Origin of the sequence: Porphyrobacter sp. TH134, assembly GCF_002855495.1 — a bacterium.
Taxonomy (GTDB): Bacteria; Pseudomonadota; Alphaproteobacteria; order Sphingomonadales; family Sphingomonadaceae; genus Erythrobacter.
Genome location: NZ_PKRO01000006.1, coordinates 97,159 through 121,235 on the forward strand (window position 1 = coordinate 97,159; position 24,077 = coordinate 121,235).

23 protein-coding genes are annotated in these 24,077 nt (G+C 63.7%); 4 read left to right on the forward strand and 19 right to left on the reverse strand.

Going from position 1 to position 24,077, the window contains the following annotated elements; genetic code table 11:
• Window positions 1-40 precede the first annotated feature (40 nt).
• The 3 genes from C0V72_RS04710 to C0V72_RS04720 all read left to right on the forward strand — a co-directional run bounded on the left by C0V72_RS04710 (window position 41) and on the right by C0V72_RS04720 (window position 2,364).
• Entirely contained in the window at window positions 41-397 is a 357-nt protein-coding gene (locus C0V72_RS04710; protein WP_101792067.1) for a response regulator, read from the forward strand.
• Window positions 398-692: 295 nt separating this feature from the next.
• Window positions 693-1,328 carry a maleylacetoacetate isomerase gene (gene maiA, locus C0V72_RS04715; protein ID WP_101792097.1) on the forward strand — a complete coding sequence of 212 codons (636 nt, stop codon included), beginning with the start codon at window positions 693-695 and terminating at the stop codon, window positions 1,326-1,328.
• 25 nt (window positions 1,329-1,353) lie between these two features.
• Window positions 1,354-2,364 (forward strand): fumarylacetoacetate hydrolase family protein, encoded by a 1,011-nt coding sequence (locus C0V72_RS04720; RefSeq protein WP_101792068.1) that lies wholly within the window; start codon window positions 1,354-1,356, stop codon window positions 2,362-2,364.
• A gap of 7 nt (window positions 2,365-2,371) precedes the next feature.
• Here the strand turns inward: C0V72_RS04720 and C0V72_RS04725 are convergent, their stop codons facing one another.
• Window positions 2,372-3,064 (reverse strand): alternative oxidase, encoded by a 693-nt coding sequence (locus C0V72_RS04725; RefSeq protein ID WP_101792069.1) that lies wholly within the window; start codon window positions 3,062-3,064, stop codon window positions 2,372-2,374.
• A gap of 304 nt (window positions 3,065-3,368) precedes the next feature.
• Here C0V72_RS04725 and C0V72_RS04730 point away from each other — a divergent pair, with 304 nt between their 5' ends.
• Window positions 3,369-4,820: an NAD-dependent succinate-semialdehyde dehydrogenase gene (locus tag C0V72_RS04730; RefSeq protein WP_101792070.1), complete on the forward strand. Its 1,452-nt coding sequence runs from the start codon at window positions 3,369-3,371 to the stop codon at window positions 4,818-4,820.
• Window positions 4,821-4,846: 26 nt separating this feature from the next.
• Here the strand turns inward: C0V72_RS04730 and C0V72_RS16335 are convergent, their stop codons facing one another.
• The 18 genes from C0V72_RS16335 to C0V72_RS04815 all read right to left on the reverse strand — a co-directional run bounded on the left by C0V72_RS16335 (window position 4,847) and on the right by C0V72_RS04815 (window position 23,626).
• Window positions 4,847-5,008: a hypothetical protein gene (locus tag C0V72_RS16335; protein WP_172438905.1), complete on the reverse strand. Its 162-nt coding sequence runs from the start codon at window positions 5,006-5,008 to the stop codon at window positions 4,847-4,849.
• Window positions 5,009-5,107: 99 nt separating this feature from the next.
• A complete protein-coding gene (locus tag C0V72_RS04735) occupies window positions 5,108-6,274 on the reverse strand; it encodes an alpha-hydroxy-acid oxidizing protein (protein ID WP_101792071.1) in 1,167 nt (388 codons plus the stop codon).
• 70 nt (window positions 6,275-6,344) lie between these two features.
• Window positions 6,345-6,686 carry a thiol-disulfide oxidoreductase DCC family protein gene (locus C0V72_RS04740; protein ID WP_101792072.1) on the reverse strand — a complete coding sequence of 114 codons (342 nt, stop codon included), beginning with the start codon at window positions 6,684-6,686 and terminating at the stop codon, window positions 6,345-6,347.
• Window positions 6,686-6,820, reverse strand: a complete 135-nt coding sequence (locus tag C0V72_RS04745) for a DUF2474 domain-containing protein (RefSeq protein ID WP_101792073.1) — start codon at window positions 6,818-6,820, stop codon at window positions 6,686-6,688. Before C0V72_RS04745 ends, C0V72_RS04740 begins: the two co-directional genes overlap by 1 nt.
• Window positions 6,820-7,815 (reverse strand): cytochrome d ubiquinol oxidase subunit II, encoded by a 996-nt coding sequence (gene cydB / locus C0V72_RS04750; protein WP_101792074.1) that lies wholly within the window; start codon window positions 7,813-7,815, stop codon window positions 6,820-6,822. Before cydB ends, C0V72_RS04745 begins: the two co-directional genes overlap by 1 nt.
• Window positions 7,815-9,269 (reverse strand): cytochrome ubiquinol oxidase subunit I, encoded by a 1,455-nt coding sequence (locus tag C0V72_RS04755; protein ID WP_101792075.1) that lies wholly within the window; start codon window positions 9,267-9,269, stop codon window positions 7,815-7,817. Before C0V72_RS04755 ends, cydB begins: the two co-directional genes overlap by 1 nt.
• A gap of 160 nt (window positions 9,270-9,429) precedes the next feature.
• A complete protein-coding gene (locus C0V72_RS04760) occupies window positions 9,430-10,038 on the reverse strand; it encodes a hypothetical protein (protein ID WP_101792076.1) in 609 nt (202 codons plus the stop codon).
• A gap of 44 nt (window positions 10,039-10,082) precedes the next feature.
• Window positions 10,083-11,090: a sterol desaturase family protein gene (locus C0V72_RS04765; protein WP_101792077.1), complete on the reverse strand. Its 1,008-nt coding sequence runs from the start codon at window positions 11,088-11,090 to the stop codon at window positions 10,083-10,085.
• Between the two features lie 135 nt (window positions 11,091-11,225).
• The gene (locus tag C0V72_RS04770) at window positions 11,226-12,137 is read right to left on the reverse strand and encodes a response regulator transcription factor (protein WP_101792078.1); all 912 of its coding nucleotides are present in this window, start codon (window positions 12,135-12,137) and stop codon (window positions 11,226-11,228) included.
• Entirely contained in the window at window positions 12,127-13,644 is a 1,518-nt protein-coding gene (locus tag C0V72_RS04775) for an ATP-binding response regulator (protein ID WP_143704526.1), read from the reverse strand. Before C0V72_RS04775 ends, C0V72_RS04770 begins: the two co-directional genes overlap by 11 nt.
• Entirely contained in the window at window positions 13,613-15,379 is a 1,767-nt protein-coding gene (gene atzF / locus C0V72_RS04780; protein ID WP_101792080.1) for an allophanate hydrolase, read from the reverse strand. The genes C0V72_RS04775 and atzF overlap by 32 nt, the downstream gene beginning before the upstream one ends.
• Entirely contained in the window at window positions 15,376-18,960 is a 3,585-nt protein-coding gene (uca, locus tag C0V72_RS04785) for an urea carboxylase (RefSeq protein ID WP_101792081.1), read from the reverse strand. The genes atzF and uca overlap by 4 nt, the downstream gene beginning before the upstream one ends.
• The gene (locus C0V72_RS04790) at window positions 18,957-19,592 is read right to left on the reverse strand and encodes an urea amidolyase associated protein UAAP2 (protein ID WP_101792082.1); all 636 of its coding nucleotides are present in this window, start codon (window positions 19,590-19,592) and stop codon (window positions 18,957-18,959) included. Before C0V72_RS04790 ends, uca begins: the two co-directional genes overlap by 4 nt.
• Window positions 19,593-19,616: 24 nt before the next feature.
• Window positions 19,617-20,438 carry an urea amidolyase associated protein UAAP1 gene (locus tag C0V72_RS04795; RefSeq protein WP_101792083.1) on the reverse strand — a complete coding sequence of 274 codons (822 nt, stop codon included), beginning with the start codon at window positions 20,436-20,438 and terminating at the stop codon, window positions 19,617-19,619.
• A complete protein-coding gene (locus C0V72_RS04800; protein WP_101792084.1) occupies window positions 20,435-20,908 on the reverse strand; it encodes a CopG family ribbon-helix-helix protein in 474 nt (157 codons plus the stop codon). The genes C0V72_RS04795 and C0V72_RS04800 overlap by 4 nt, the downstream gene beginning before the upstream one ends.
• A gap of 12 nt (window positions 20,909-20,920) precedes the next feature.
• Window positions 20,921-21,724, reverse strand: coding sequence for an ATP-binding cassette domain-containing protein (locus C0V72_RS04805; protein WP_101792098.1), 804 nt, complete (start codon window positions 21,722-21,724; stop codon window positions 20,921-20,923).
• Window positions 21,721-22,536: an ABC transporter permease gene (locus C0V72_RS04810; RefSeq protein ID WP_101792085.1), complete on the reverse strand. Its 816-nt coding sequence runs from the start codon at window positions 22,534-22,536 to the stop codon at window positions 21,721-21,723. Before C0V72_RS04810 ends, C0V72_RS04805 begins: the two co-directional genes overlap by 4 nt.
• A gap of 4 nt (window positions 22,537-22,540) precedes the next feature.
• Complete coding sequence (locus C0V72_RS04815; protein ID WP_101792086.1) at window positions 22,541-23,626, reverse strand: putative urea ABC transporter substrate-binding protein; 1,086 nt, start codon at window positions 23,624-23,626, stop codon at window positions 22,541-22,543.
• Between the last annotated feature and the right edge of the window lie 451 nt (window positions 23,627-24,077).

The window sequence follows — 24,077 nt, forward strand, 5'->3', positions numbered from 1 at the left end:
TCCCGATTGTGGGAGTCGTTAGACGCGGGGGAGAAAACTGATGGCATTGCGCATTCTGGTTGCCGAAGATGAATTCATCACCGCACATGACCTGTGTAACACCTTTGAAGAGGCGGGCTTTCAGGTTGAAGGGCCGCACGCCGGCATATCCTCGGCCATGCTCGCCTGCCAGAAGAAGCGGCCCGATCTGGCGATTCTGAACGTAGAACTGGCCGATGGGCAGTCTTACGAACTGGCGCAAAAGCTGATTGCCGACAATGTCCCGGTCATACTCCATTCCGAAGCGGGCAACGCCCATGCGGTCGCAGCGCGCTGTCCCGGTGCAACCACGCTGGCCAAGCCGTGCCCGCCAGCCAAACTGCTCGACACCATCAACCGGGTCATGAGCCCGGCCTGAGCTGGCGCCTGAGCGGGCGCCGGAGCTGCGACCTGAGCTCCGGTTTGCGCCGCAACGGGCAACGCGGCTCTTGCCCGGCGCCGCCAAGCCTGCAAAGGCTGGGGCAAACATAAGTCAGGCAGGAGGAACGCCGCGTGCAGGGACGGCACACCAGCGGTGCAGTGATCGTGATAACCCATCATCTCGGACATTCCGATCGTGCGTCGCGCAGCCAGTGTAGTGCGCAACTTGCGGCTTGCCGCAGCGCCAGTGGTGGCCAGCCATGACTGATACGGACACAGGCACTGGCACAACCATGAAGCTTTATGGCTATTTCCGCAGCTCAACCTCGTACCGCTTGCGCATTGCCCTTAACCTCAAGGGGCTGGCCTATGACAATGTCCCGGTCAATCTGGTAACAGCTGAAAACAAGGACGCGGCCTTCACGCAGCGCAATCCGTTTGGCTCGCTTCCCATGCTGGAGGCCGATGGCCGCGACCGGGCGCAGTCGATGGCACTGCTCGAATGGCTGGACGAAGCCTATCCGCAAGCCCCGTTCCTGCCGCAAGACATCGAAGCACGCTTCACCGTGCGCGAACTGGCCTATGGCATCGCCACCGAGATTCACGCGGTCAACAATCTGCCGGTGCTGAAGTATCTCAAAGACCCGCTGGGCCATTCGCAGGACGAGGTCGACACGTGGTATCGCCACTGGCTGGCACGCACGCTGAACCCGGTTGAAGCGCGACTGGCCAAGCTTGGCACCGGCGATTTTCTGCATGGCGATGCGCCCAGCCTGTTTGAAGTGGTGCTGATCCCGCAGCTCGCCAATGCGCGGCGGTTCCAATATGATCTTAGCGCCAGTCCGCACATGACCCGGATCGAGGCCGCTTGCCTTGCCCTGCCCGCCTTTGCCGCAGCGCACCCCGACAATCAGATTGATGCCAAATGATCTTGGCCCACCAAAGGAACCTGCCATGAAACTCGCAACTCTCGACAATGGCACCCGCGACGGCATGCTGGTGGTGGTCAGCAAGGATCTGACCCGCTGTTGCGCTGCCGGCTATATTGCGCCCACGATGCAGGCTGCGCTGGACAACTGGGCACGGGTTGCGCCCGAACTGGAAGTGCTCGCCCGCGATGTCGAGCATGAGACCGTTCCTTGCGAACGCTTCCACGAACGCCAGGCCCATTCCCCGCTACCGCGCGCGTTCCAATGGGCCGATGGCAGCGCCTATATCAACCATGTCGAACTAGTCCGGCAGGCGCGCGGAGCCACGGTGCCTGCCAGCTTCTATTCCGACCCGCTGATGTATCAGGGCGGATCGGACAGCTTCCTGCGCCCGCGTCAGGACATCCCCTTGGGCGATCCCGCATGGGGCTGCGACATGGAGGGCGAGATCGCCTGCATCACCGATGATGTGCCGATGGGCGTTTCCATTGAGGACGCGGCCAAGCATATCAAGTTGCTGATGCTGGTGAACGATGTGTCCTTGCGCGGGCTGATCCCGGCCGAGCTTGAGAAAGGCTTCGGCTTCTTCCAGTCCAAGCCCGCCAGCGCTTTCTCGCCGGTCGCGGTCACGCCGGACGAATTGGGCGAGGCGTGGGCGGATTGCCTGATCCATCTGCCGCTGATGGTCGATCTGAACGGCCAGCCCTTCGGCCGCGCGAATGCCGGCGTGGACGCGACCTTCAATCTGGCCCAGCTTGTCGCCCATGCCGCCAAGACGCGCAGCCTGTGTGCCGGCACAGTGATCGGCACCGGCACCGTTTCGAACAAGGGTACAGATGGCGGCGCGGGCAAGCCGGTGGCAGAAGGCGGCGCGGGCTATTCCTGCATCGCCGAAATCCGCATGATCGAGACTATTACGTCCGGCGCGCCTGCCACCCCGTTCATGCAGGCGGGCGACAGCGTGCGGATCGAAATGCGCGACGCTGCCAACCATTCCATCTTCGGCGCGATCGAGCAGCGGGTGGTCCCCGCCTAGACATGCCTTACGGCGCCGTTTGCCCTTCCAGCGGACGGTGCGCCTTGCGGCTGTCGAGCTCGCTGACAAAATAGTGGTTCACATCACGGTGCTCGGCCTCGTCCGCGCGCACCGCGAGGATCACGTCGCGCAGCCGGGCGTTGGGGGCCAACTGCCAGTAATCGATCGCAATCTGCGGCGCCGGGATGTTCTCCAGCCGCCCGGCATCAACCTCGGCCAGATACTGGGTGTAGCTGTAAACCGCCTCTTCCTCGAAGTATCCGACCACCCGGTGCGCGGTGCGCGGAGCGAAAAGGTATAGGAAGAAATAGAAATTGTAGAACACCAGCTGCGCGGCAACGATCAGATAGCGTTCGAACCAGCTGGGCTTGGCGATCTCGATGAAGGTCATCAGATGCATCCGCTCGTTCTCGGCCTCGTCGAGCAGCGTGCGGATCCAGCCATCATCATCGCGCATTTTGCGCAGCGCGGTAAGGTGCTGCCACAGGCCCCCGACCATGCCCGGCACAGCCGCGACTGTCTCCAGCACAACGGCGCGGTGACCGTAACGCTTGGCAAAGAAGCGGTCGGCGAAGAAGCGCAGCAGCTTCACGAAGGCGAAGGCAATCTTGTCGCTGCTGCCCTGCGGCGCGACGTGGGTGTCGATCGCGATATCGGGGTTGTTCTGCCGCACCAGCGGACGGGGATCGAAGGGCTTCATGGTCTGGCTCGTTTCATATCGAGTTGCGTCAGTGACCTAACGCGCGAGCGTGCCATTCCTATCCCTTGTTGCGGACCGCATTGATTTGCTTTTTGAGTGCCGACTATTGCAAGGATCGCAACACTAGCGGTTCGAGTGCCAGTTGTGATGCGGTTTGTGCAGGTTAAGCGATTGCTTGCCTGCGGCTTGACACGGCCTTGCTCTGTCCAGCCTCCTACCAGCCCTGCCAAAAAGTGGTGCCGCCGCGCCGCAAAGCCCGCTAGGGAGGCTGGGATTTGTCAGTCCTCTCAGAAACGAGCTTCCCATGACCGCCTATCCGACCGTGAAAATGTTCATCAACGGCGCGTGGATCACGTCCGGCGAGGCGGGCACGATGGATGTGGTGAACCCTGCGACCGGGGCGGTGCTCGGCCCGTGCCCCAAGGCTTCCACCTCGCAGCTTGATGCCGCACTCGCCGCCGCCGGGAACGCCTTTGCCGGGTGGAGCAGCACGTCAGGGGCAGAGCGTTATGCCATTTTGCGCCGCGCCGCCGATCTGCTGCGCGAGCGGGCCGATACGATTGCCCGCGTCATCACCGCCGAGATGGGCAAGCCTCGCGCACAAGCCGTAGGCGAGATCACCACCGCTTGCGATGTCATTGACTTTCTTGGTGAAGAGGCCAAGCGGCGGGGCGGCCGGCTGATCCCGACGCGCGGCTCGGCGCTGATCGCGCAAATGGTGACCCACGAACCGATCGGCCCAAGCGTGCTGCTGACCCCGTGGAACTTTCCCGTCAATCTGCCCGCCAAGAAGATCGCAGGCGCGCTGGCCGCTGGGTGTACGGCAATTTTCAAGCCGGCGGAAAATACCCCGGCCTCGGCCCAATTGCTGGTGGAATGCTTTGTTGATGCAGGGCTGCCCGGCGGCGTGCTCAACCTCGTCCACGGCGATCCCGGCCCGATCGCCGAATACCTGATCGCCTCGCCAATCACCCGCAAGGTCAGCTTCACCGGGTCGACCGCGGTGGGCAAGCAGTTGGGTGCGCTCGCGGCCAGCCACATGAAACGCTTCACGCCGGAACTTGGCGGCCACGCGCCGGTGATCGTCAGCCAGCATGCCGATCTCGATCGCGCCGTGGCGATGTGCGCGGCAACAAAGTTTCGCAATGCCGGACAGGTTTGTGTGTCGCCCACACGGTTTCTGGTGGCGCGGGAGGTTTACGACCGCTTCGTCGCCGAATTCGCAAGCCGCGCCAGCGCGCTCAAAGTCGGCGATCCCGGCTTGGATGACAATGTGGACATGGGCCCCCTGGCGCATGGCCGCCGGATTGCCGCGATGGAGCAGGTGGTGGCCGACGCCGGTGGCAATCGCGGCGAAGTGGTTACGGGCGGTTCGGTCATTCAGGGCAGCGGTTTCTTCTTCCAGCCGACCGTGATCGCCAACCCCGCGCCCGGCAGCCGTTTCATGACCGAAGAGCCCTTCGGCCCGATTGCCGGCATCGTTCCATTTGATACGATTGATGAAGCGGTCGGGATTGCCAACAGCTTGCGGTACGGTCTGGCTGCCTATGCCTTTTCCGCCGATCTGGACGAAGCCCACTATCTGGGGCGTAGCCTGCGCGCAGGCATGGTGGGGATCAACCAGCTCATCGTCTCGTCCCCCGAAACGCCTTTTGGCGGGATCGGTGACAGCGGCTTTGGGTCGGAAGGGGGCGAGGAAGGCTATCTCGCCTTCACCGATACCAAGTTGGTGATGCTCGCCAAGGCGGGCGGCTGACCGGAAGGATCAGGCCACCGGGATAGTCACGACAGCGGAATAATCCCCGCGATCCGCGCCAGCAGCGTCTTGCGCGTTTCCATCGGCTGAAGCCGGCCATAGCGCGCCCGGCGCGAATTTTCGTCCTGCATGCACACCGTTCGGCGCATGGGGTCTGGCCCGCTGGACCAGATCGTTGGCCTTGTCATTGGTTGCGTCCCCGATTCGCTCGTGATGGCCACAATCCTAACAGCGAATCTGTGGAAAACGTAGACCAAACTTGGTTAACGGGGTTGCCCTCAGCCCGATTACCTATGCGTGCGAATGGCCCCTGCGGCGCGCACATCGGCCAAGGTCGGATAGCCGTTAACGGCCATCAGCAAATCCGCTTCGGCAAGGATCGTCCGCAGCACCCAGGCGGCCCCTTCGGCGCCGCCCAGCGCCAGCCCATAGGTGTAAGGCCGCCCCACGCCCACCGCCCGCGCGCCCAATGCCAGCGCCTTGACCGCATCTGTGCCCGAACGCACCCCACTATCGAGCAGCACCGGGGTCGTACCGGCGGCTGCGACCACATCGCCCAGCAGATCAATCGTGGCGATCCCGCCATTGGCCTGCCGCCCGCCGTGGTTCGAACAATAGACCGCGTCAGCCCCGCAATCGACCGCGCGGCGGGCATCATCGGGGTGGCAAATGCCTTTGAGCACGATGGGCAGCTTCGTCACCGATTTGAACCACGCCATATCATCCCACGTCAGCACCTGCCCGAAGGTCGCCGCCCAGGTAAAGATCGCCGCTGCCGGATCCTCTTCGGGGGGCCTCGCCAGCAGCGAGCGGAAAACAGGGTCGGTAAAGTAATTCTGCAAGACCTTGCCGCGCAGCTGCGGGAAGTTTGACGCATTGAGATCGCGCGGCCGCCAGCCGGTCACCCACGTATCCAGCGTCACCACCAGCGCGCTGTATCCGGCATCCTCAGCCCGGCGGATCAGGCTGGTCGCCAGTTCCCTGTTCTTGGGCGTGTAGAGCTGGAACCATGCCGGCGTATCCCCGCAGGCGGCTTTGACATCTTCGAGCGGATCATTGGCGAGGGTCGAGGCGCAAAACGGCACCCCCGTCAATGCCGAGGCGCGCGCGGCGGCCATGTCGCCGTGCCGGTCTTGGGAAGCCTCACCGTTCAGCCCGATGGGCGCCATAAACAGCGGCGTGGGGTAGCGGTGGCCGAACAATTCAATGCTGAGATCGCGGGTACTGCAATCCACCATCATCCGCGGCACCATGCCCCAGTGGTGGAAAGCGGCAGCATTCTGGTCCTGCGTATGTTCATCGCCGCAACCGCCGGCGACATAGTTGGTCAGGCTCGGCCCCAGGGCCTCATGCGCGCGCTTTTCCAGCGTGGCGAAATCGACCGGCCAGGTGGGCAGGATGCCGCGCAGCCCGGCGTTGTAGATCTCGTTCTGCATCGCGCCGAAATTGCTCATGGCGGCTGTTCTCTCCACTTTTTCTTATGGGAACAGATCAGACGATCAGCAGGCGCAGGGCAAGCGCTTTCTAAGCGAAGAAGCGTTGCAGCCGCGGGCGTACCTTCAGGAACTTCAGATAGGCCGCCTCCAGCACCTGCAGCACAGTGGCATTGCGCGCGGCCAGTCCCAGCGGACGCAGCAGCGGGATCGCACGCCACATCACCGCAAAGGCCGCCGCACCGGAGTGCACCACGCCGCGCTCCTCGGCATGAAAGCGGGCGAGCAGCGTGGCGCGGTCAATCGGGCAGGAGGGATCTGCGCCGCTCGCCACATCGATGAAGGTGATCGCCCCGCGCTTGTCCAAGCGCCGCATCAGCGCAATTTCGCGGATGCACAGCGGGCAAGCGCCATCGAACCAGACCTTGACCATCAAGGCGCGATCCACAGCCGGATGCCATAGGCGACTGCGCCCAGCACCGCGACGCTTGCTGTCCAGATACCCGCCATCCAGAGCAGGCGCTGCCACAACGGAGCTTCGGGCTCTCTCTCCGGCGGCGCAAGCATCAGTGATACCCCTCGTCCGCCACCTTGCCGCGGAACACCCAATAGGCCCACACGGTATAGGCGATGATCAGCGGCATGGTGATCGCCACGCCCACCAGCATGAAAATCTGGCTGCGTTCGGGCGCGGCAGCGTCCCAGATTGTGAGGCCGGGCGGAACGACATAGGGGAAGATCGTCACCCCCAGCCCCGCCATGCCGAGCAAAAACAGCGCAATCGCCAGCCAGAACGGCTTGGAATTGCGATCCTTGGTAATCGCCCGGAGCATCGAGACCGCGATGAGCCCGGTGATGATCGGCACCGGCGCGACCCAGTAGATTTGCGGTGCGGTCAGCCAGTGGGCGGCATATTCGGCATTCAGTGTGATGTTATAGAGGCTGACGGCGCCCATCAGCGCGATTGTGGCAATCCCCGCACGAAACGCGACATAGCGCGCATGGGCCTGCGCCCCGCCGTCCAGCTTCCAGATCAGCCAGGTGCTGCCCAGCAAGGCATAGCCGGCGACCGTCCCGATGCCGGTCAGGAAGGTGTAAGGCGTCAGCCAATCCCACCAGCTGCCCGCATAGGCGCGGCCGTCAATCTTGATCCCTTGCAGCAGCGCGCCCAGGATCATTCCTTGCGACATCGCCGCGACCAGCGAACCGCCAAAGAAAGCCGCATCCCAGAACTTCTGATGCGCCGGATCGCGCCAGCGGTATTCAAACGCCACGCCGCGGAATACGAGGCCCAGCAGCATGGCAATAATCAGGGGATAGGTCGCAGGCAGGATCACCGCATAGGCCAGCGGAAATGCCGCGAACAGCCCGCCGCCGCCCAGCACCAGCCAGGTTTCGTTCCCATCCCACACCGGCGCGATCGAATTCATCGCTCGGTTACGGCCCTTGCCCACGCGGAAAGTGGGAAACAGGATGCCGATCCCAAGGTCAAAGCCGTCCATCACCACATAGGCGAAAACCGCAAAGGCGATGATGAACGCCCAGATAACGGTGAGATCCATCACACAGGTTCCCGCTCAGCCGGAGCCTCGGTCGGCAGGGCTTCATCGCCGCCGGGGTTCTGCGTCGGCCCCGGCGTGATCCCAGCGGTTCGGATCGGTCCGTCGATGCCGACCTTGATGTCGGGTTCGCCGGCGTGCGGGGCCTTGCCCATCAGCTTGAGAATATACCACACGCCGATGCTGAAGACGGCAAAATAGACCACGACAAATGCCAGCAAGGAGGCGGCAACTGCCGGCGCATCGAGCGGGCTGGCCGCATCGGCTGTCCGCAGCAGGCCGTAGATCACAAAAGGCTGGCGGCCGACCTCGGTCGTGATCCATCCGGCCAGCACAGCGGCAAAGCCACTCGGCCCCATCAGCACGGCAGCCCGGTGCAGCCAGGGCATGTCATACAACCGTCCGCGCAGGCGGCCCCACAGGCTCCAGAGCCCGATCCCGAGCATCGCAAAGCCGATCCCCACCATCACCCGGAAGCTCCAGAACACGGTGCCCACCGGCGGCTCCCGGTCATCGGGAATGGTATCGAGCCCTGCCATCGGCGCATTGAGATCATGCTTGAGGATCAGTGACGATGCCTTGGGGATCTCGATCGCGTAACGCACCGTCTTGGCCTCGCTGTCCGGGATACCGAACAGGATCAGCGGCGCGCCTTCGGGGTGGCTTTGATAGTGACCTTCCATCGCCATCACCTTGGCGGGCTGATGCTCCAGCGTGTTCAGCCCATGCATGTCACCAGCGAAGATCTGCGCGGGTGTGACGATGGCGGCCATCCACATCGCCATCGAGAACATCGTGCGGGCGTGCGGATTGGCGCGGTCTTTCAGCAGGTGCCATGCGCCCACCGCGCCCACCACGAAGGCGGTGGTCAGATAGGCCGCCATCACCGTATGCACGAGCCGATACGGAAAGCTGGGATTGAAGACGATATCCCACCAGCTGGGGCCGGGCAGGAACTGGCCATTGGCACCGATCTCATAACCTGTGGGGGTCTGCATCCAGCTGTTCACCGACAGGATCCAGAAGGCCGAAACAAACGTGCCCAGCGCGACCATCAGGGTTGCGGCAAAGTGCAGCTTCTTGCCGACCTTGTTCATCCCGAACAGCATCACGCCGAGGAAACCCGCTTCGAGGAAGAAGGCGGTGAGCACCTCGTAAGCCATCAGCGGCCCGATGACTGGCCCTGCCTTGTCAGAGAACACGGCCCAATTGGTGCCGAACTGATAAGACATCACGATGCCCGATACGACGCCCATCGCAAAGGCGATGGCAAAGATTTTCAGCCAATATTTGAACAGGTCGAGATAAACGCTCTTGCCCGTCTTCAGCCACAAGCCTTCAAGCACGGCCAGATAGCTGGCCAGCCCGATCGAAAAGGCCGGGAAGAAGAAATGGAAGCTCACCGTAAAGGCAAACTGGATCCGCGCGAGCAGCAAGGCGTCGAGGTTCTCAAGCATGGCCAGTAGCTAATTCCCTTGGCGCACCGATCAATTGCTTTGGGTGCAATCGAGATACGGTTTGAAGCCAAAAGGGTTGCAGCGCCATAGTGCAAGAAGCAATCTTCAGGTCGTCAGCCGCAGCGCGTGAGGGCTTGGTGCCTCGGTGCTGAACAATCGCTCAGGTCGCAGGCGGCCCCGACAGCGCTGCCCGAAACCTGCGCCGCGCCAGCCACGGCTCCAGCCACCGGCCCACCAGATAAATGGCGGCAAACAATCCGGCCATGAAATAGCCTTCGTCCGGCGAATGGCGGCCTTCGTCCTTTTCCTTGTCCTTGGCCTTGTTCGGATCATCGGGTGCCGGTGCGCCGAGGAACTGATCCACAGGATGGAGCGCTTTGACCGGCCGGGACGGTTCCTCTGCCTCGGAGGCCTGGGCGCCCGTTTTCTCCCAGGAATTGATGACATTGGCGAGCTGGGCAAAGCCGAGGAATAGCAACGGGGCAAGGAACGCCATCAAGAGCGCGTGGCTGAACAGGTCAAAGCGCAGCACGGCGCCCGCGCCGACCCGTTCAAGCGTCAGTGTACCGCGCGTGAAGGTCGCCAGTTTGTCCTGCGCCGCCGGATTGTCCTTGGCGTAGGTCAGGGTGTTACCCTCGATCTGCACCGCCGTGTCCGCAGTGCGGACCAGCGGATCCAGCCGGGCAAAAGCCTCGTCTGCACCCAGCACCGGATCAATCGCAATTGCACCGCGCACCCGCCAGATCCGGTCGATAATCGGAAGCTTCATGGGCGATGCGTTGGGCAGCTGAGCCAAATGGGCTGCGTACTCGCTCACTCTGCCGGTTCCAGCTGCGCCAATGGTGCAGGCGCTGTGCCAAACCGCCGCACCAGCGCTGCCTTGGCGGTGCGCCAACCTTCACGGAACGGAAACACCATCGTCTCGCCAATATGCATCCGGCGGCCGCCTTCCATGCCGAGCACCTCGGCCTCGCCATCGACGCAGGTGCCGAAGATGCGGTCCCAGATGATCCAGGTGCCCGAGTAATTGCTGCGGGTTGCCTCGTAATCCTGTGAGTGGTGGACGGAGTGATGCTCCACCGTGTTGAAGATGAACCGCCACCAGCGCGGCGTGTTGAAGCGCACGTTGATGTGCTGATAGACCGACACCGTCATTCCGATCGCGCCGGCCAGCAGAAAGGCGCGCGGCAGGAAGTCGAACATTCCGCCGATGCCAAGGCCAATCAGAAACAGCTCAACCGGATTGCCGACCGCGCCTTTGTTGATGTTGAGCTGGGTGATGTAATGGTGCGGCGCATGGGTCAGCCACAGCGGATAACAGTTATGCATCGCGCGGTGCATCCAGTACTGGCCGAAATCGAAGATCATCGAAATCAGGATTGCCTGCACCAGCAGCGGCAAGCCGGTGAACCAGCTGAGCTTGTCCCAATCAAACGCGCTCTGCGCCGCCTTGATCATCGCGCCGTCGCCGATGTAGCTGTCGGCCATGCCGATAAAGGTCATGCCAAGGCCGACGTAAAAGGCGTCAGAGGCAAATTCTTTCCAGGTCAGCTGCCAGCTTTCGTAGCGCGGGTTGACCCACTCCAGCACCAGCAACAGGATCGTCCACCCCAGCCGAATGGCGATGGCGGTGGAAGCGACGGCCAGCCAGTTGGGCGCGTAATACCAGAACAGGATCGCAGCAAAGAGCATGGCGGGCTGGAAATAGGTGAACACGAACTGTTTTATCGGCCCGCCTTCAACCCGGCCGATGTTCTCCCAGCCGACGATCACGGGGGCATCTGCCCCGATGATCCGCTTGCCCACCTGTACTCCGGCCATCACGCTCTCCAATCGAGGGATTGTCCCCGTCCCGCCCGCTCAGCCATGGCGACCCTGCGCCTGTGAGGAAGTGGCCAAATGACGTAGTTTGCCCGATCTGGCCGCAATGCCCCTCCGCCAGCGGCGAAACCTGCCTCAGTCCGTCATGAATCTTATCGCGATCGCGGTCGCAGCAGCGCGGGTTTCGACCCCCAGTTTGCGAAACACCTGTTCGAGGTGCTTGTTGACAGTGCGCGGACTGATCCCGAGGATTTCGCTGATGGTCTTGTTGGTTTTGCCATAGCTCACCCACAGCAGCACTTCGGCCTCGCGGCGGGTCAGGCCGCCCTGTTTCTGCAAGCTGACGATCTTTCCGTCCTCGCGCACTTCGGTGATGCGCAACAACAGTTCGCCGGGGCGATCGCTTTCAAGCGTGGCCAGTTCGATGTCCATGCCGCGCAGCATCACGCGCGTGCTGGCTGGGGGATGGGGTGATGAGGCGGCGAGCAGCGGGCGCACCGGGCCATTGAGCGCTTGAGGCAACGTGCCGCGATCCGCAGTCCAGCCTGGCTCAAGCTGCACGAACAGCGCCTCGGCCTGCGGGGTGCACCAGATCAGCCCCGCATCCGCATCCAGCGCAGCAATGCTGCGCCCCGCCAGACCCAGCGCAAGGCGCGAACGAAAGGTCGCGCGGGCATTGCCAAGGTGCACCCTGATACGCGCCAGCAGTTCTTCGATCACCACGGGCTTGCGCACATAATCCACCCCGCCCGTGCCCAGCGCGGCAACGACATGCTCGGGATCGCCAAGGCCGGTGATGAAGATGATCGGAATGTGCGCGGTGGCAGGCTTGCGCTTGATGGCCTGGGTCGTTTCGATCCCGCTGATGCCCGGCATGATCGCATCCATCAAGATCAGATCGGGCTGCACTTCGTCCAGCAGCGCCAGCGTGGCTTCGCCGCTGCGCGCGATCAGGACGGTCATCCCCTCGCCTTCCAGCGTATCGACCAGAAAGCGCAGCGTGTCCGGGTTGTCGTCGACGACGAGAATACAGTCCCTATGCGGCATCGGCTTGCACCGCTCTGGCGAGGGCCTCCAACGCTTTCAGATCAAAGCTGTCGAGCACGGCGCGCATCTGTTCTGCCAAGGGCGCAGCTTCGGGCGTGAGGGCAGCGATCCCATCGATTTCGGCCTCGATTGCGCGAACATGGCCGATGCGCACCAGTCGTTCGATTTCGGCGCAATGTGCAGCGGCGCGGGATGCAAAAATCGCTGGCAGAGGCGCCGAAACGAGTGCAGGCGCGAGGCTTGGGGTGCCTGCGGTTCGCAGCCATTCCAGCCCCAATTGCGCCGCGATCACATCCAGCAGTGCAGTAAAATCAAAGGGCTTCATCAAGAACGTGTCGTTGGCCGGGCCGTCCGGATCGGCGATGGTGGCAGACTGTGGACCTTCGCCCGACAGCATGACGATCCGCATGGCTGCGCCGTGACGGCGGCGCAATTGCGCGGCGACATCCCAGCCGCTCTCGCCTGCCAAGGCGACATCGCACAGCACCAGATCGGGCTGCACCTGCGCGGCGAGTGCATGACCGGTCTCACCGTCGCTCGCGGTGCGCACCTGAAATCCTAGCGGCTCAAGCAGACGGCGGACCATGGCAAGGTGCGCCGAATCATCGTCAATCAGCAGCACCCAGCGCTCGCGTCCGACATAGCCGGTCACAGCGCCGGGCTCGGGCGCCGGTTCTATCGGCGGGCTGAGCGGCTGCGAGAGCATCAGCCGGACGGTAAAGCGCGATCCGGCACCAGGCGTGCTCTCGACCCGGATGTCGCCCCCCATGATATGCACCAATGCCTGAGTGATGGCGAGGCCGAGGCCGACACCGGGCTGCTTGGCAGCCGCGCCGCCAACCCGCTCAAACGGCGTAAAAATGCGCTGGGTATCTTCAGCGGCAATCCCGATCCCCGTGTCGATCACCGTAAAGGTCGCAAGCTGGTTGCGGTAATCGACCTTGAGCTTCACCGAACCCCTATCGGTGAACTTGATCGCATTGGTCAGCAGATTGATCAGCACCTGCCGCAGCCGCTTGGGATCGGCATGGACGAACTCGGGCAGACCCGGCGAGAGCGACAGCACCAGCGCTATCCCCTTCACCTGCGCCTGCAATTGCAACATGTCGATCAGTTGCGTGAGGAACTCGGGGAAGCGAATGGCCTCACGCGTCAAGCGTAGGGCTCCGCCTTCGACCTGCGATATGTCAAGCAGGCCTTCGACCAGATGCGACAGGTGTTCGGCGCTGCGGCGGATCACCCGCGCCGCATTCAGCGCGTCCTTGCCGTCATTGCGTTCAAGCAGCTGGGCATAGCCATAGATTGCATTGAGCGGCGCACGGATTTCATGACTGACGCTGGCAAGAAAGCGGGTCTTGGCTTCGTTGGCAGCCTCGGCAGCTTCCTTGGCGGCGCGAAGCTCGGCCAGCGCGTCAGCGGCAGGATGCGCCCCGCTTTCGCCCTTCAGCCAATCTGTCAGCCGCCCCGCCATCAGATCAACGCGATGCGATGTAAGCGCGCCAGCCACCCAGATGGGTGATGTCCTGCGCGCCGGTCAGCGCGCGCGGTTCGGCCACGAAACCCTTTACGCTGCTGCCGTCGGCCAGCTCGACCGTACCAATCGCAAGCGGCGGGGGCACTTCGGCGACGAAACTGCCGAAACTTGCCATGTCGAGTTCATAAACCTCTAGCGCGATGGCAGCCCCCTCCTCGCTGTGGACCAGCGCGGGCTTGGGCGGTACGCTATCGGCCATGGCGTAGAGCCGGTAATTGGGCGCGGTGGTGAAGGCACCGACAAAAGTGGCCCCGCGCGATGTCAGCTGCCAGTGCAGGGGCATGCCTTCAAGATGCGCGCCGACGACGGCGAGTTTGATCGTGTCCATGTGGTCTCCCAGATCAAGTGGAGGCGGAGGCGGCAACTGTGCTGCTGCAAGGTAGGCTTGGGCAATTGCGATCAGTGCAAGATCGCTGTGCGCAGGCCCGATGAAGGTCATCCCGAAGCCCGTGCCATTGTCCCGCGCGCCGGCCGGAACCGCCAGCGCGGCCATATCCAGCAGATTCACGAAATTGGTATAGCGCCCCAGATTGCTGTTGAGCGCGATCGGCGCTTCGAGCAGTTCGGCCACCCGATACGTGGTCCCGGTGGTGGGGAACGCGAGCACATCGACCGCGCCCCACATGGTTTCGGCGTGGCGCTGCAATTCGGCCAGGCGGTAGATGCCGTTCCACAATTCGGTCGCCAGCATGGCGCTGCCGGGCGAGACCACTTCGCGCACGACGGGATCAATGGCGAGCGGGTTTGCCGCCAGCAACGGGGCGATGGCAGCGGTACGCTCGGCCACCCACGGTCCGCCGTAAAGCAATTGCGCTGCTTCGAGCAGCGGGGCGATGTCGATTTCGATGATGGCGTTATCACGCGCCAGCACTGCCAGTGCACGGTCGTAGAGATATTCGGCCTGGGTATCGCCGAAGAACACCCGCTGGTCGCGGCGAGGCACGCCGATGCGGCGGCCCGTGATTGCGACATCGGCCAATGGCCGGGAAAAAGCGTCTTCGGCATCAAACCTGGCGATGACCGCATCGACAGCCTGCGCGTCAGGCAAGGTATCGGTAAACACCGTGATGCAATCCAGCGTGCGGCAGGCCGGCACCAGCCCGCGCGTGCTCCAGCGGCCTTTGGTGGGCTTCAACCCGACAAGGTGATTGAATGCCGCTGGCACCCGCCCTGATCCCGCCGTGTCTGTGCCAAGCGCAAAGGCCACCAACCCCGCTGCCACCGCAACCGCTGAGCCGGAGCTTGATCCGCCGCTGACATAGTCACGGTTATAGGCGTTGCGCGGAATGCCATAGGGGCTGCGCGTGCCGACAAGGCCGGTCGCAAACTGATCGAGATTGGTCTTGCCAACGCAGATCGCGCCGGCTGCTTCAAGCCGCTCGATAACCGTGGCGGAGCGTTCTGGCTGATAGGCGAAGGCCGGGCAGGCAGCCGTGGTTTCCAATCCTGCCACATCAATATTGTCCTTCGCCGCGAACGGCACGCCGGCGAGCGGCAGATGCTCGCCAGCAGCCACGCGCGCGTCGACCGCGCGGGCAGCGGCGCGCAAGGCTTCGGGCGCGGCGCGGCTGATCCAGATTTGCGGCTGATGCGCGTCATAAGCAGTCAGGCGGGCGAGCGTTTGTTCGATCACGTCAAACGCGCTGGCCGCGCCGCTGTTGACGCCCGCCGCAATGGCGGTCGCACTGAGGCGCGCAAAGGCGCTCATGATGCCTTCCTCAGGGCCAGCATGGGCGCGCCGGGCGCCAGCGACTGGTTTTCCGCGATGTAGACCGCCTCCACTGTGCCACTAGCCGGCACCTCGAAGGGGCATTCCATCTTCATCGCCTCGATCACCGCGATCACATCGCCTTCGCTGACGACATCGCCCGGGGCAACCAGCAGCTTCCACACCGAGCCGCCGAACGGTGCCTCGATCAGGTCTGCGCCTTCGGGCACTGCGATCGCCGCGGCCTCGCCCGCGCCCGCATCGCCATCGAGCAGATCGCTGACCCGGTCGAACTCGCCCGAGGCCTGCCAGGCAGCACGTTCGGCATCGAAGGCGGCCGTGCGGGCGCGCTCGAAGGCGGCGATGCTGTCGGCGTGATCGGCAAGGAAAGCACGGTAATCGGCAAGGCGGAAGGTGGTTTCCTCAACCGCAATCGACCGCCGCCCCGTAGGAAAATCGTGCCGCCATTCCGTGAGTTCGTCAGCCGAGACAGGGAAGAAGCGGATCTGATCGAAGAAGCGCAGCAGCCAAGGCTTGCCATCGACGAACGCATCGGTCTGACGGTGCGTGTTCCACACCTGGATAGTACGCCCGAACAGCTGGTAGCCGCCCGGCCCCTCCATCCCGTAGATGCACATATAGGCCCCGCCGATCCCCACCACATTGGGAGGGGTCCAGGTGCGCGCGGGATTATATTTGGTGGTGACCAACCGGTGGCGCGGATCGACCGGGGTGGCGACCGGCGCACCGAGATAGACATCGCCTAGACCGAGCACGAGGTAGCTGGCATCGAAGATCAGATCTTCGACCGCTTGCGGATCGGCGAGACCGTTGATGCGGCGGATAAACTCAATATTGTCCGGGCACCACGGCGCATCATCGCGAACGGTGCCGATATATTTCTGGATGGTTTGCTCAATCGCCGGATCGCGCCAGCTCAGCGGCAGGTGGACGATGCGCGAGGGCGTGGTGAAGTCCGCCAGATCGCCCATCGCGTCCTCGGCAGCCATCAACGCCGCCAGCGCCTGCGGTTGATCGAGCGTGGTGCCGTCAAAGTGCAATTGCAGCGAGCGGATGCCGGGCGTGATATCGATCACACCCGGAAGGGCCATCGCCTCCAGCGCCTGCATCAGCGCGTGGACGCGGATGCGCAGCTCGATATCGAGCACGATATCGCCATATTCGACGAGGATGTTGCGGTCGCCCTGCTGGCGGTAAGTCGTCCTCGGGCGCGGCCCGTGCGCGGGAAACTGGGCAAGGATGGGCGAAAGATCGGTAATGGTGCGCGCGGGCAGCGGAGCGGACAGCGCGGTCAGCGGCGCGGCGTTTGCCGTCATGGCGTCAGCAATGGTGACCGGGACAAAACGCAGCCGGTCATCCGGGCTCAATTGTCCGATCTTCCACCGGTCCGCCGCGATCACGGTAAAGGGGCACACGAACCCCCCCAGCGAAGGCCCATCCGGCCCCAGAATGATCGGCATGTCCCCGGTGAAATCCACCGCGCCAATGGCATAGGGATTGTCGTGGATGTTCGAGGGATGCAGCCCCGCCTCGCCACCATCGCGCCGCGCCCATTCGGGCTTGGGGCCGACAAGGCGCACCCCGGTGCGGTTGGAGTTGTAATGCACCTGCCATTCGGCTTCGAGGAAGCGGTTGATGTCTCCGGGCGTGAAAAAATCGGGCGCACCGTGCGGACCGTAGAGGACGCGCAGTTCCCATGTCTGGGTGAATTCGGGCAATGGGGCGGCGATGCCCTCGCCAGTGCTACCGGTGCCCAGATGCAGCACATCGCCTGCCAGCAGCCCGCGCGCAGCATGACCGCCGAACTGGCCAAGCGTGAAGGTCGCCGCGCTTCCCAGATAGGGCACCACGTCCAGCCCGCCTGCAAACAGGATATAACCGCGCATCCCCCCGCCGCTGGCCCGGCCCAGCGCCAGCGCCTGCCCGGCAGCAACGACAATCGGCACGCCCCGCTTCAAAGCAACGCCGTCCAGCGTCGCATCGAAATCCGCGCCGGTCAGGCAGATGGTCGCAGGCGCCTCGAACAGCAGGGTCGGCCCGCTGGCGGTGACTTCAAGCCCCGCCGTGCCTTCCGGATTGCCAAGGACCAGATTGCCGATACGGAATGACCGGTCATCCATCGGTCCTGAGGGCGGTACGCCCACATCCCACAGGCCGAGCCGTCCCGGCCAGTCCTGCACAGATGTCGCCGTGCCGCCCGCAATCACCCGCACTGCGCGCCGCGCATAGGCAACGCCATCAAGCAGGCGGGTCGACACGTCTCCGCTGGCAAAGCCCTCATGCCGCACAACATCACGCAGCCATCTGAGGTTGGTCTCAATCCCGTCGATCCAGCTCGCGTCCAGCGCCGCCTGCATCGCGCCGATGGCACCTTCGCGGGTCGGCGCATGGGTGATGAGTTTTGCGAGCATCGGATCGTAAAGGGCGCTGATTTCGGTGCCCGCCATCACCCACGTCTCGGCGCGGATCGCTTCGGGAAAGGCGACATTGACCAGCGTGCCAGTGGTCGGCCGATAGTCTTGTCCCGGATCTTCGGCATAAAGCCGCACCTGCACGCTGTGACCCTGCGGTGTCGGCGCAGGCGCATCGAGCATCGCGAAATCGCCCGCTGCGCCCCGGATCATCCATTCGACCAGATCGATCCCCATCACCTCCTCGGTGACGCCGTGTTCGACCTGAAGCCGGGTGTTCATTTCGAGGAAGAAGAAATCGTCGCGCTGCGCATCGTACAGGAACTCGACCGTGCCAGCCGACAGATACCCCGCCGCTTCGCCCAACCGCACAGCGGCGGCGATCAATTCGGCGCGCTTGGCGGGGCTGAGGCACGGCGTGGGCGCTTCTTCCACCACCTTCTGGTTGCGCCGTTGCAGCGAGCAGTCACGCTCGCCCAGCGCCATCACCCGGCCCTGCCCGTCGCCAAAGATCTGCACCTCGATATGCCGCGCGCGAGCGATGTAGCGTTCGAGGAAGACGCCCGCATCGCCGAAGCTCGCCTCACCCTGGCGGACAACTGCGGCATAGCCTTCGCGCACCTCGGCTTCGGAATTGCAGATGCGCATCCCGATCCCGCCGCCGCCTGCCGTGGCCTTCAGCATTACGGGATAGCCGATCCTCAGGGCAGCCACGGCCGCTTCGTCCTCGCCAGTCAGCAGGCCCGTGCCGGGTGCCAGCGGCAGGCCCTGTGCTTCGGCCAGCGCACGGGCGGAGTGTTTGAGGCCAAAGGTGCGGATATTGTCAGGCGTCGGGCCGATGAAGGCGATCCCTGCCGCCGCGCAGCTTTCCGCAAACGCCGCGTTTTCGGCGAGGAAGCCATAGCCCGGATGGATTGCGCCTGAGCCCGTCGCCTTGGCCGCCGCCAGAATGGCCTCGATATTCAAATAGCTTTGCGCCGCTGGGCCCGGCCCGATGCACACCGCCTCATCCGCCGCGCTGACATGGAGCGAGCCTGCATCCGCCTCGGAATAGACCGCCACGCTGCGCAGCCCCATTGCCTTGCAGGTGCGGATAATGCGCGTTGCAATCGCACCCCGGTTGGCAATGAGGACGGTGCCGAACGTCATGCAGCCACGATCATCCGCACCGGCGTCGGGTTAAAACCGTTGCAGGGGTTGTTGATCTGCGGGCAGTTGGACACGACCACGATCACGTCCATCTCGGCGCGCAAATCGACCGTAAGCCCCGGCGCGGAGATGCCGTCGACAATGCCAAGCGTGCCGTCTTCCTCGACCGGCACGTTCATGAAGAAGTTGATGTTGCTGACAATGTCCCGCTTGCCCCGCCCCTCAGTGAGGTTGGCCTCAAGGAAATTGTCGACACAGGCGTGCTGCGACTTGGTGTGATGGCCATAGCGCAAGGTGTTGGATTCACACGAACACGCGCCCCCGATCGTGTCATGATATTCCACTGCGCTGGCGATGATCGTCATGAGCGGGCGCCCCTCGTTCGACAGCAGCACAGAACCATTGCGCAGGAACAGATTGCCTTGCGCCGCGACCGTGTCCTGCGCCGAATATCGCTCGGCATCGTCAGCCGCGGCATAGATCAGGAAATCGACCGCCTGATTGCCCTCGACATCGACGATACGGAGCACCTCGCCAGCCACGACATGATGCAGCCAGGGCGCACGGGCTGGCACGATTTCATCGTGGATGATGGAGCCGGAAAGGCCGGAGAGGGCCGGGTCGCTGGTCATGCTGTGCCTTGCTTTTTGAGCGGGTTATCGGCGGTAGTAGTCCTCGGTATTGAGGAAAGCGCGGCTAGCCTCTGGTGTGGCATTGCGCACAGGGTCTTGTTCAGCCGTGATCGGGCCGCGCCAGGCGGTGACGCGCAGCGGCGTGCTGCGCCAGTCTTCGCGCGGGTCCATAACGTGGGGGCAATTGGCGATCACCACGATCACGTCCATCTCAGCGCGCAGCAGGACCTGCCGGCCCGGCGCAAACGGGCCGATGACGGGCGTGATGGCCCCGTCAGTCTCGATCCGCACGCCCTTGAACAAGGTCACACAAGGATGGACATCGCGCCGCGTCAGACCGTGCTTGGCCGCACCGAGGATCAGCCGGTCGCGCCCATTGGGGTAGGCGCCGGAATTGCGGCCCTCGCCATATTTGCGCAGGTTGCTGGCGGCGTTTGATACGCCGCAAAAGGTATCGTGCGTGCCGGCATCATCGGCAAGGATGCTCGCCATCACGCGGCCCATGTCGCTGAGCAACAGCTTGCCCGGCGACAGATAAGCGTTCCACTGGACCTTGACTGTGTCAGCGACGTTCAGCCGTTCGGTCGGCAGTTCGGCATTGAAGATGTTGAGGCTGGCGCAGGCGTCGCCTGCCGTGTCGATCAGCCTGAGCCGTGTGCCGCGCGCGATCCGGCGGGAGGCATATCCGCCGGGGGCAAGGGTTTCTTCCCACAGCAGGTCATCGGCTGCCACACCTTCGGGCAGGTCGCCCGCGACAGGCGGCAAGGTCGGCATCGCTTCGACCCGCGTGCCCCCTTGGGCGCGGGCATGATCGCGCGCCGCCTTGGGATCGGCCGTTCCGCTCATTCCGCAGCTTCCGGGCGGGCATGCGGCCCATCTTGTTCATGCAGCGGCGGCAGCAATGCCGTGGTGCTGACCAGCTGCAATTGCTGCACGCCGCGGATCGCGCGCAGCGCGTCACACAGCTGCTTCAGCCGCACGGCCGGGCCCTGCACCAGCAGCACTTCAAGCGACTGGTCCTCTTCAAGGAAGACGTGCTGGGACGAGATGACTTCTTTGAGATAATCGGTTTGGGTGTCTGCCAATTGCTGGCGCACACGCCCGCCGCCTGCGTAAACGATGGTCACTGTCCCGGCGAGCATATCGTCCGGCCGGGTCAGCGCCTCATGTTCGGCCAGCGCGTGACGGATCAGTTCTGCGATCAATTGCGAACGCGACGGCAGCCCGCGTTCTTCCACCATCATGTCGAGCTGACGGAACAGCTCAGCCGGCAGACTCATGCTGAGGCGGGCAAGACGAGATGGCTCGGTGGTCATGGCACGATCATTTCAATTATTACCAACCGTGTCAATCGTAATACCAACATTCACCTCAGCCGTTAGTGCTGGATCAGCAGCCTCGTCAGCCTGCTTGCGCGTCAAGGCCAGGTCATAGACCACCCCTGCCCCGTACCGGTGCGGCGCGTGCGGATCATGGCGGCGCTTGTCGAGCGTCAGCACCCGCGTTCCGAGCGAGAACGCCTCTTTGATGTCATGGGTGACCATGATGATCGTCAGCCCGTGGTCTCGCCACAACTGCTTGATGAGTTTGTGCATATCTGACCGGATGCCCGGATCGAGCGCGCCGAAGGGTTCATCCAGCAACAAGATCCGGGGCCGTTTGATCAGCGCCTGCGCAATCGCCAGACGCTGCTGCATTCCGCCCGACATTTGCGCCGGGTAAAGGTTCATGCTGTCCGCCAACCCGACCGAGGCAAGGATCGCTTCGGCTTCGGCAATGGCCGCGCGGCGCGCGCTGCCGATCAGGCGGGCGGTGAAGGGGGAGGCGGAAAATTCCAGCCCCAACAGGGTGTTCCCCAGCACAGTCAGATGCGGAAACACCGAATAGCGCTGGAACACCACCCCCCGGTCCGGCCCGCATTCCGCTGGCAGCGGTGCATCGGCCAGGCTGATCCGCCCGCGTGTCGGCCGTTCCTGGCCGAGGATCACCCGTAACAAGCTGCTTTTGCCAGCGCCCGATGGCCCGATAATCGAAACGAAGGAACCTGCTGCAATATCGAGCGAAATCCGCTCCAGCACGACCTTGTCGCCATATTCGACCCAGACGTTCTTGAGGCTGAGCAAGGCCATCAGCGCGCGCCCAGATGGGCCCAGCCGAACATCCGCCGGCTGGCCCGTGCGAGCACGAAGTCCATCACCACCGCGAGCAGCGCGATCCACACGACATAGGGCAGGATCACATCCATCGCGAGGTAGCGGCGCACCAGAAAGATCCGGTAACCCAGCCCGACATCGGCGGCGATAGCCTCGGCCGAAATCAGGAACACCCAGGCCGGTCCCAGCGACAGGCGCAGCGCCGCGATCAGCCGCGGCATGGCTTGCGGCAGCGCCACCCGCAGCATCACGCCCCACGAATTTGCGCCCAAGGTCAAGGCCTTGATCACCTGTTCATGCGGCAAGGCCGCGATATGCCCGGCCACATCGCGGATCATGAAGGGCGCGACCCCGATCACGATCAACGCCACCTTGGCCGTCTCGCCCAATCCAAACACGATGAAAAGGATCGGCAGCAAAGCCACTGGCGGGACCACGGCGATTGCTGTGACGAGGGGGCCCAATGTGGCCCTGACCGGAGGCAAGACGCCCAGAACCAGGCCTACCAACAAGGCCGAGAGGGTCGCAAGGCCCAACCCCAACCCCAACCGCCACAGGCTGGCGATGGTATCGGCCCAGAACAGGTATTGACCCGACAGCGGATCGGCTTCGAACAGCAGGCCCGCCATCGCCGCCGCCATCGCGCCGGGCAGCGGCAGGATCTTGTCCGCTGGATTATCGGCGTGGCGCGCGGCAGCCGCGATAACATAGCCGAGCGCCAGAACCGCCAACGGCGCGGCGCCCAGCAAGATAGCCCTGCTGCGCGCCGGCGTGGCGGTTACCCAGCGCATCGGCCTAGAGCGCCCCGTCGGCGGCGGCCTGCATATAGGTCGGATCGAACCGCAGGGTTATCGCATTGGCATCGCCCAGCGTCTTGCCGCCGGGGAAGCTCATCCCCACGGCATCCGCCGACCGAGCGCCTGCCCCGAACAGCCCTTGGGCAAAACTGAAATCGCGCACGCGGGTCATGGTGGTGACGAGATCGGGCGAGGCCATCGCGGCCAGCGCGGATTTGGGATCGGCGTAGAGGAAGGTGGTGGCAAGCTGACCTTCAAAAGCCGCCGCATCAGTCCCCGCCAGCTTCGCCATCGCGGCCCGCGCGGCTGCGCCTTCGGCATCCTGCTTGGCCATCAGCGCCATCGTTTCGTACCAGATTCCTGCCAGCGCCTTGCCCAAGTTGGGGTTGGCGGCGAGCACCTTGGTATCGACCACCATCAGATCGAGGATCTCGCCCGGAATATCGGCCGAGGTGAACACGGCTTTCGTCCCCGCTACACTCTTCATGGTGGTCACTTGCGGGTTCCACGCCACCGCTGCCGTCACATCAGGCGCACTGAAAGCCGCGGCGATATCGGCGTCGGAAGTGTTGACCGTTTTCACATCGGTCAGCTTCATGCCCGATGTCTCCAGCGCACGGGCGAGCAAGTAGTGCGAGACCGACAATTCGGCGAGGTAGACCTGCCGCCCCTTGATCCCGGCCACGCTGTCAGCGCCCTTCAGCAGCACGGCATCGTTGCCGTTGGAATAATCGCCGAGGATGATCGCCGAGGTGTCCTTGCCGCCTGCCGCGGGGATCGTCAGCGCGTCCATATTGGCGACGGTCACGCCGTCCAGTTTGCCCGCGGTGTACTGGTTCACGCTCTCGATATAGTCGTTCACCTGCACGAACTTGATCGTGATGCCGTATTTGTCGCCCCACTTCTTCACGATCCCGGCCTGCTCGGCATAGGGCCAGGGCATCCACCCGGCATAGATCGACCAGCCGATGGCGAATTCGGTGCGGGGCACGGCGGCCTGCTCCTCGCTGCCTGAACAAGCCGCCACCGCCAGTGCGCAGGCGAGGAGCATGAAGCGGGCCGCACGGCGGGCCAAGTGGAGCATTGATTCGTCCCCTATGTTGCGGCTGCGAACATCCCCCCCTTTGCGTCATTTGTCCACCATGAATTATTACGATTGATTGAAATCGTAATATAGGTGACCTTGCCACCAGAATGGCAGGAACTGCGCTTTTGCGGCGCTCCGCTCCTCCCCCTGCCATGCATGGAGACGATCACCCATGATGCGCCAAGCTGCCGCCCGCTCGCTCGCCCTCGCCATCGCCGCCGCGCTCGCCGCCACTGCCTGCGCAGCCAAGTGAGAACGGCGGTGCAAAATTAGACCACGGTAGCGGCGACGAAGTGTTGCTGCGGGCGGCGTAAAAGTCGTCCACTTTGCCCTTTTGCGGGAGCGGGAGGGCAGGGAGATTTACACCGTGGAACTTTACCTGAAGGTTCGGCTTGCCTGCGCTGATGGGATGAGCCAGCGCGCAGCTGCGCGACATTTCAACGTATCG

What these genes read in the sequence shown, in the direction of transcription:
- C0V72_RS04710 (WP_101792067.1), top strand. Translation starts at nt 41, where the DNA reads ATGGCATTGCGCATTCTGGTTGCCGAAGATGAATTCATCACCGCACAT.
- maiA (WP_101792097.1), top strand. Translation starts at nt 693, where the DNA reads ATGAAGCTTTATGGCTATTTCCGCAGCTCAACCTCGTACCGCTTGCGC.
- C0V72_RS04720 (WP_101792068.1), top strand. Translation starts at nt 1,354, where the DNA reads ATGAAACTCGCAACTCTCGACAATGGCACCCGCGACGGCATGCTGGTG.
- C0V72_RS04725 (WP_101792069.1), bottom strand. Translation starts at nt 3,064, where the DNA reads ATGAAGCCCTTCGATCCCCGTCCGCTGGTGCGGCAGAACAACCCCGAT.
- C0V72_RS04730 (WP_101792070.1), top strand. Translation starts at nt 3,369, where the DNA reads ATGACCGCCTATCCGACCGTGAAAATGTTCATCAACGGCGCGTGGATC.
- C0V72_RS16335 (WP_172438905.1), bottom strand. Translation starts at nt 5,008, where the DNA reads ATGACAAGGCCAACGATCTGGTCCAGCGGGCCAGACCCCATGCGCCGA.
- C0V72_RS04735 (WP_101792071.1), bottom strand. Translation starts at nt 6,274, where the DNA reads ATGAGCAATTTCGGCGCGATGCAGAACGAGATCTACAACGCCGGGCTG.
- C0V72_RS04740 (WP_101792072.1), bottom strand. Translation starts at nt 6,686, where the DNA reads ATGGTCAAGGTCTGGTTCGATGGCGCTTGCCCGCTGTGCATCCGCGAA.
- C0V72_RS04745 (WP_101792073.1), bottom strand. Translation starts at nt 6,820, where the DNA reads ATGCTTGCGCCGCCGGAGAGAGAGCCCGAAGCTCCGTTGTGGCAGCGC.
- cydB (WP_101792074.1), bottom strand. Translation starts at nt 7,815, where the DNA reads ATGGATCTCACCGTTATCTGGGCGTTCATCATCGCCTTTGCGGTTTTC.
- C0V72_RS04755 (WP_101792075.1), bottom strand. Translation starts at nt 9,269, where the DNA reads ATGCTTGAGAACCTCGACGCCTTGCTGCTCGCGCGGATCCAGTTTGCC.
- C0V72_RS04760 (WP_101792076.1), bottom strand. Translation starts at nt 10,038, where the DNA reads ATGAAGCTTCCGATTATCGACCGGATCTGGCGGGTGCGCGGTGCAATT.
- C0V72_RS04765 (WP_101792077.1), bottom strand. Translation starts at nt 11,090, where the DNA reads ATGGCCGGAGTACAGGTGGGCAAGCGGATCATCGGGGCAGATGCCCCC.
- C0V72_RS04770 (WP_101792078.1), bottom strand. Translation starts at nt 12,137, where the DNA reads ATGCCGCATAGGGACTGTATTCTCGTCGTCGACGACAACCCGGACACG.
- atzF (WP_101792080.1), bottom strand. Translation starts at nt 15,379, where the DNA reads ATGAGCGCCTTTGCGCGCCTCAGTGCGACCGCCATTGCGGCGGGCGTC.
- uca (WP_101792081.1), bottom strand. Translation starts at nt 18,960, where the DNA reads ATGACGTTCGGCACCGTCCTCATTGCCAACCGGGGTGCGATTGCAACG.
- C0V72_RS04790 (WP_101792082.1), bottom strand. Translation starts at nt 19,592, where the DNA reads ATGACCAGCGACCCGGCCCTCTCCGGCCTTTCCGGCTCCATCATCCAC.
- C0V72_RS04795 (WP_101792083.1), bottom strand. Translation starts at nt 20,438, where the DNA reads ATGAGCGGAACGGCCGATCCCAAGGCGGCGCGCGATCATGCCCGCGCC.
- C0V72_RS04800 (WP_101792084.1), bottom strand. Translation starts at nt 20,908, where the DNA reads ATGACCACCGAGCCATCTCGTCTTGCCCGCCTCAGCATGAGTCTGCCG.
- C0V72_RS04810 (WP_101792085.1), bottom strand. Translation starts at nt 22,536, where the DNA reads ATGCGCTGGGTAACCGCCACGCCGGCGCGCAGCAGGGCTATCTTGCTG.
- C0V72_RS04815 (WP_101792086.1), bottom strand. Translation starts at nt 23,626, where the DNA reads ATGCTCCACTTGGCCCGCCGTGCGGCCCGCTTCATGCTCCTCGCCTGC.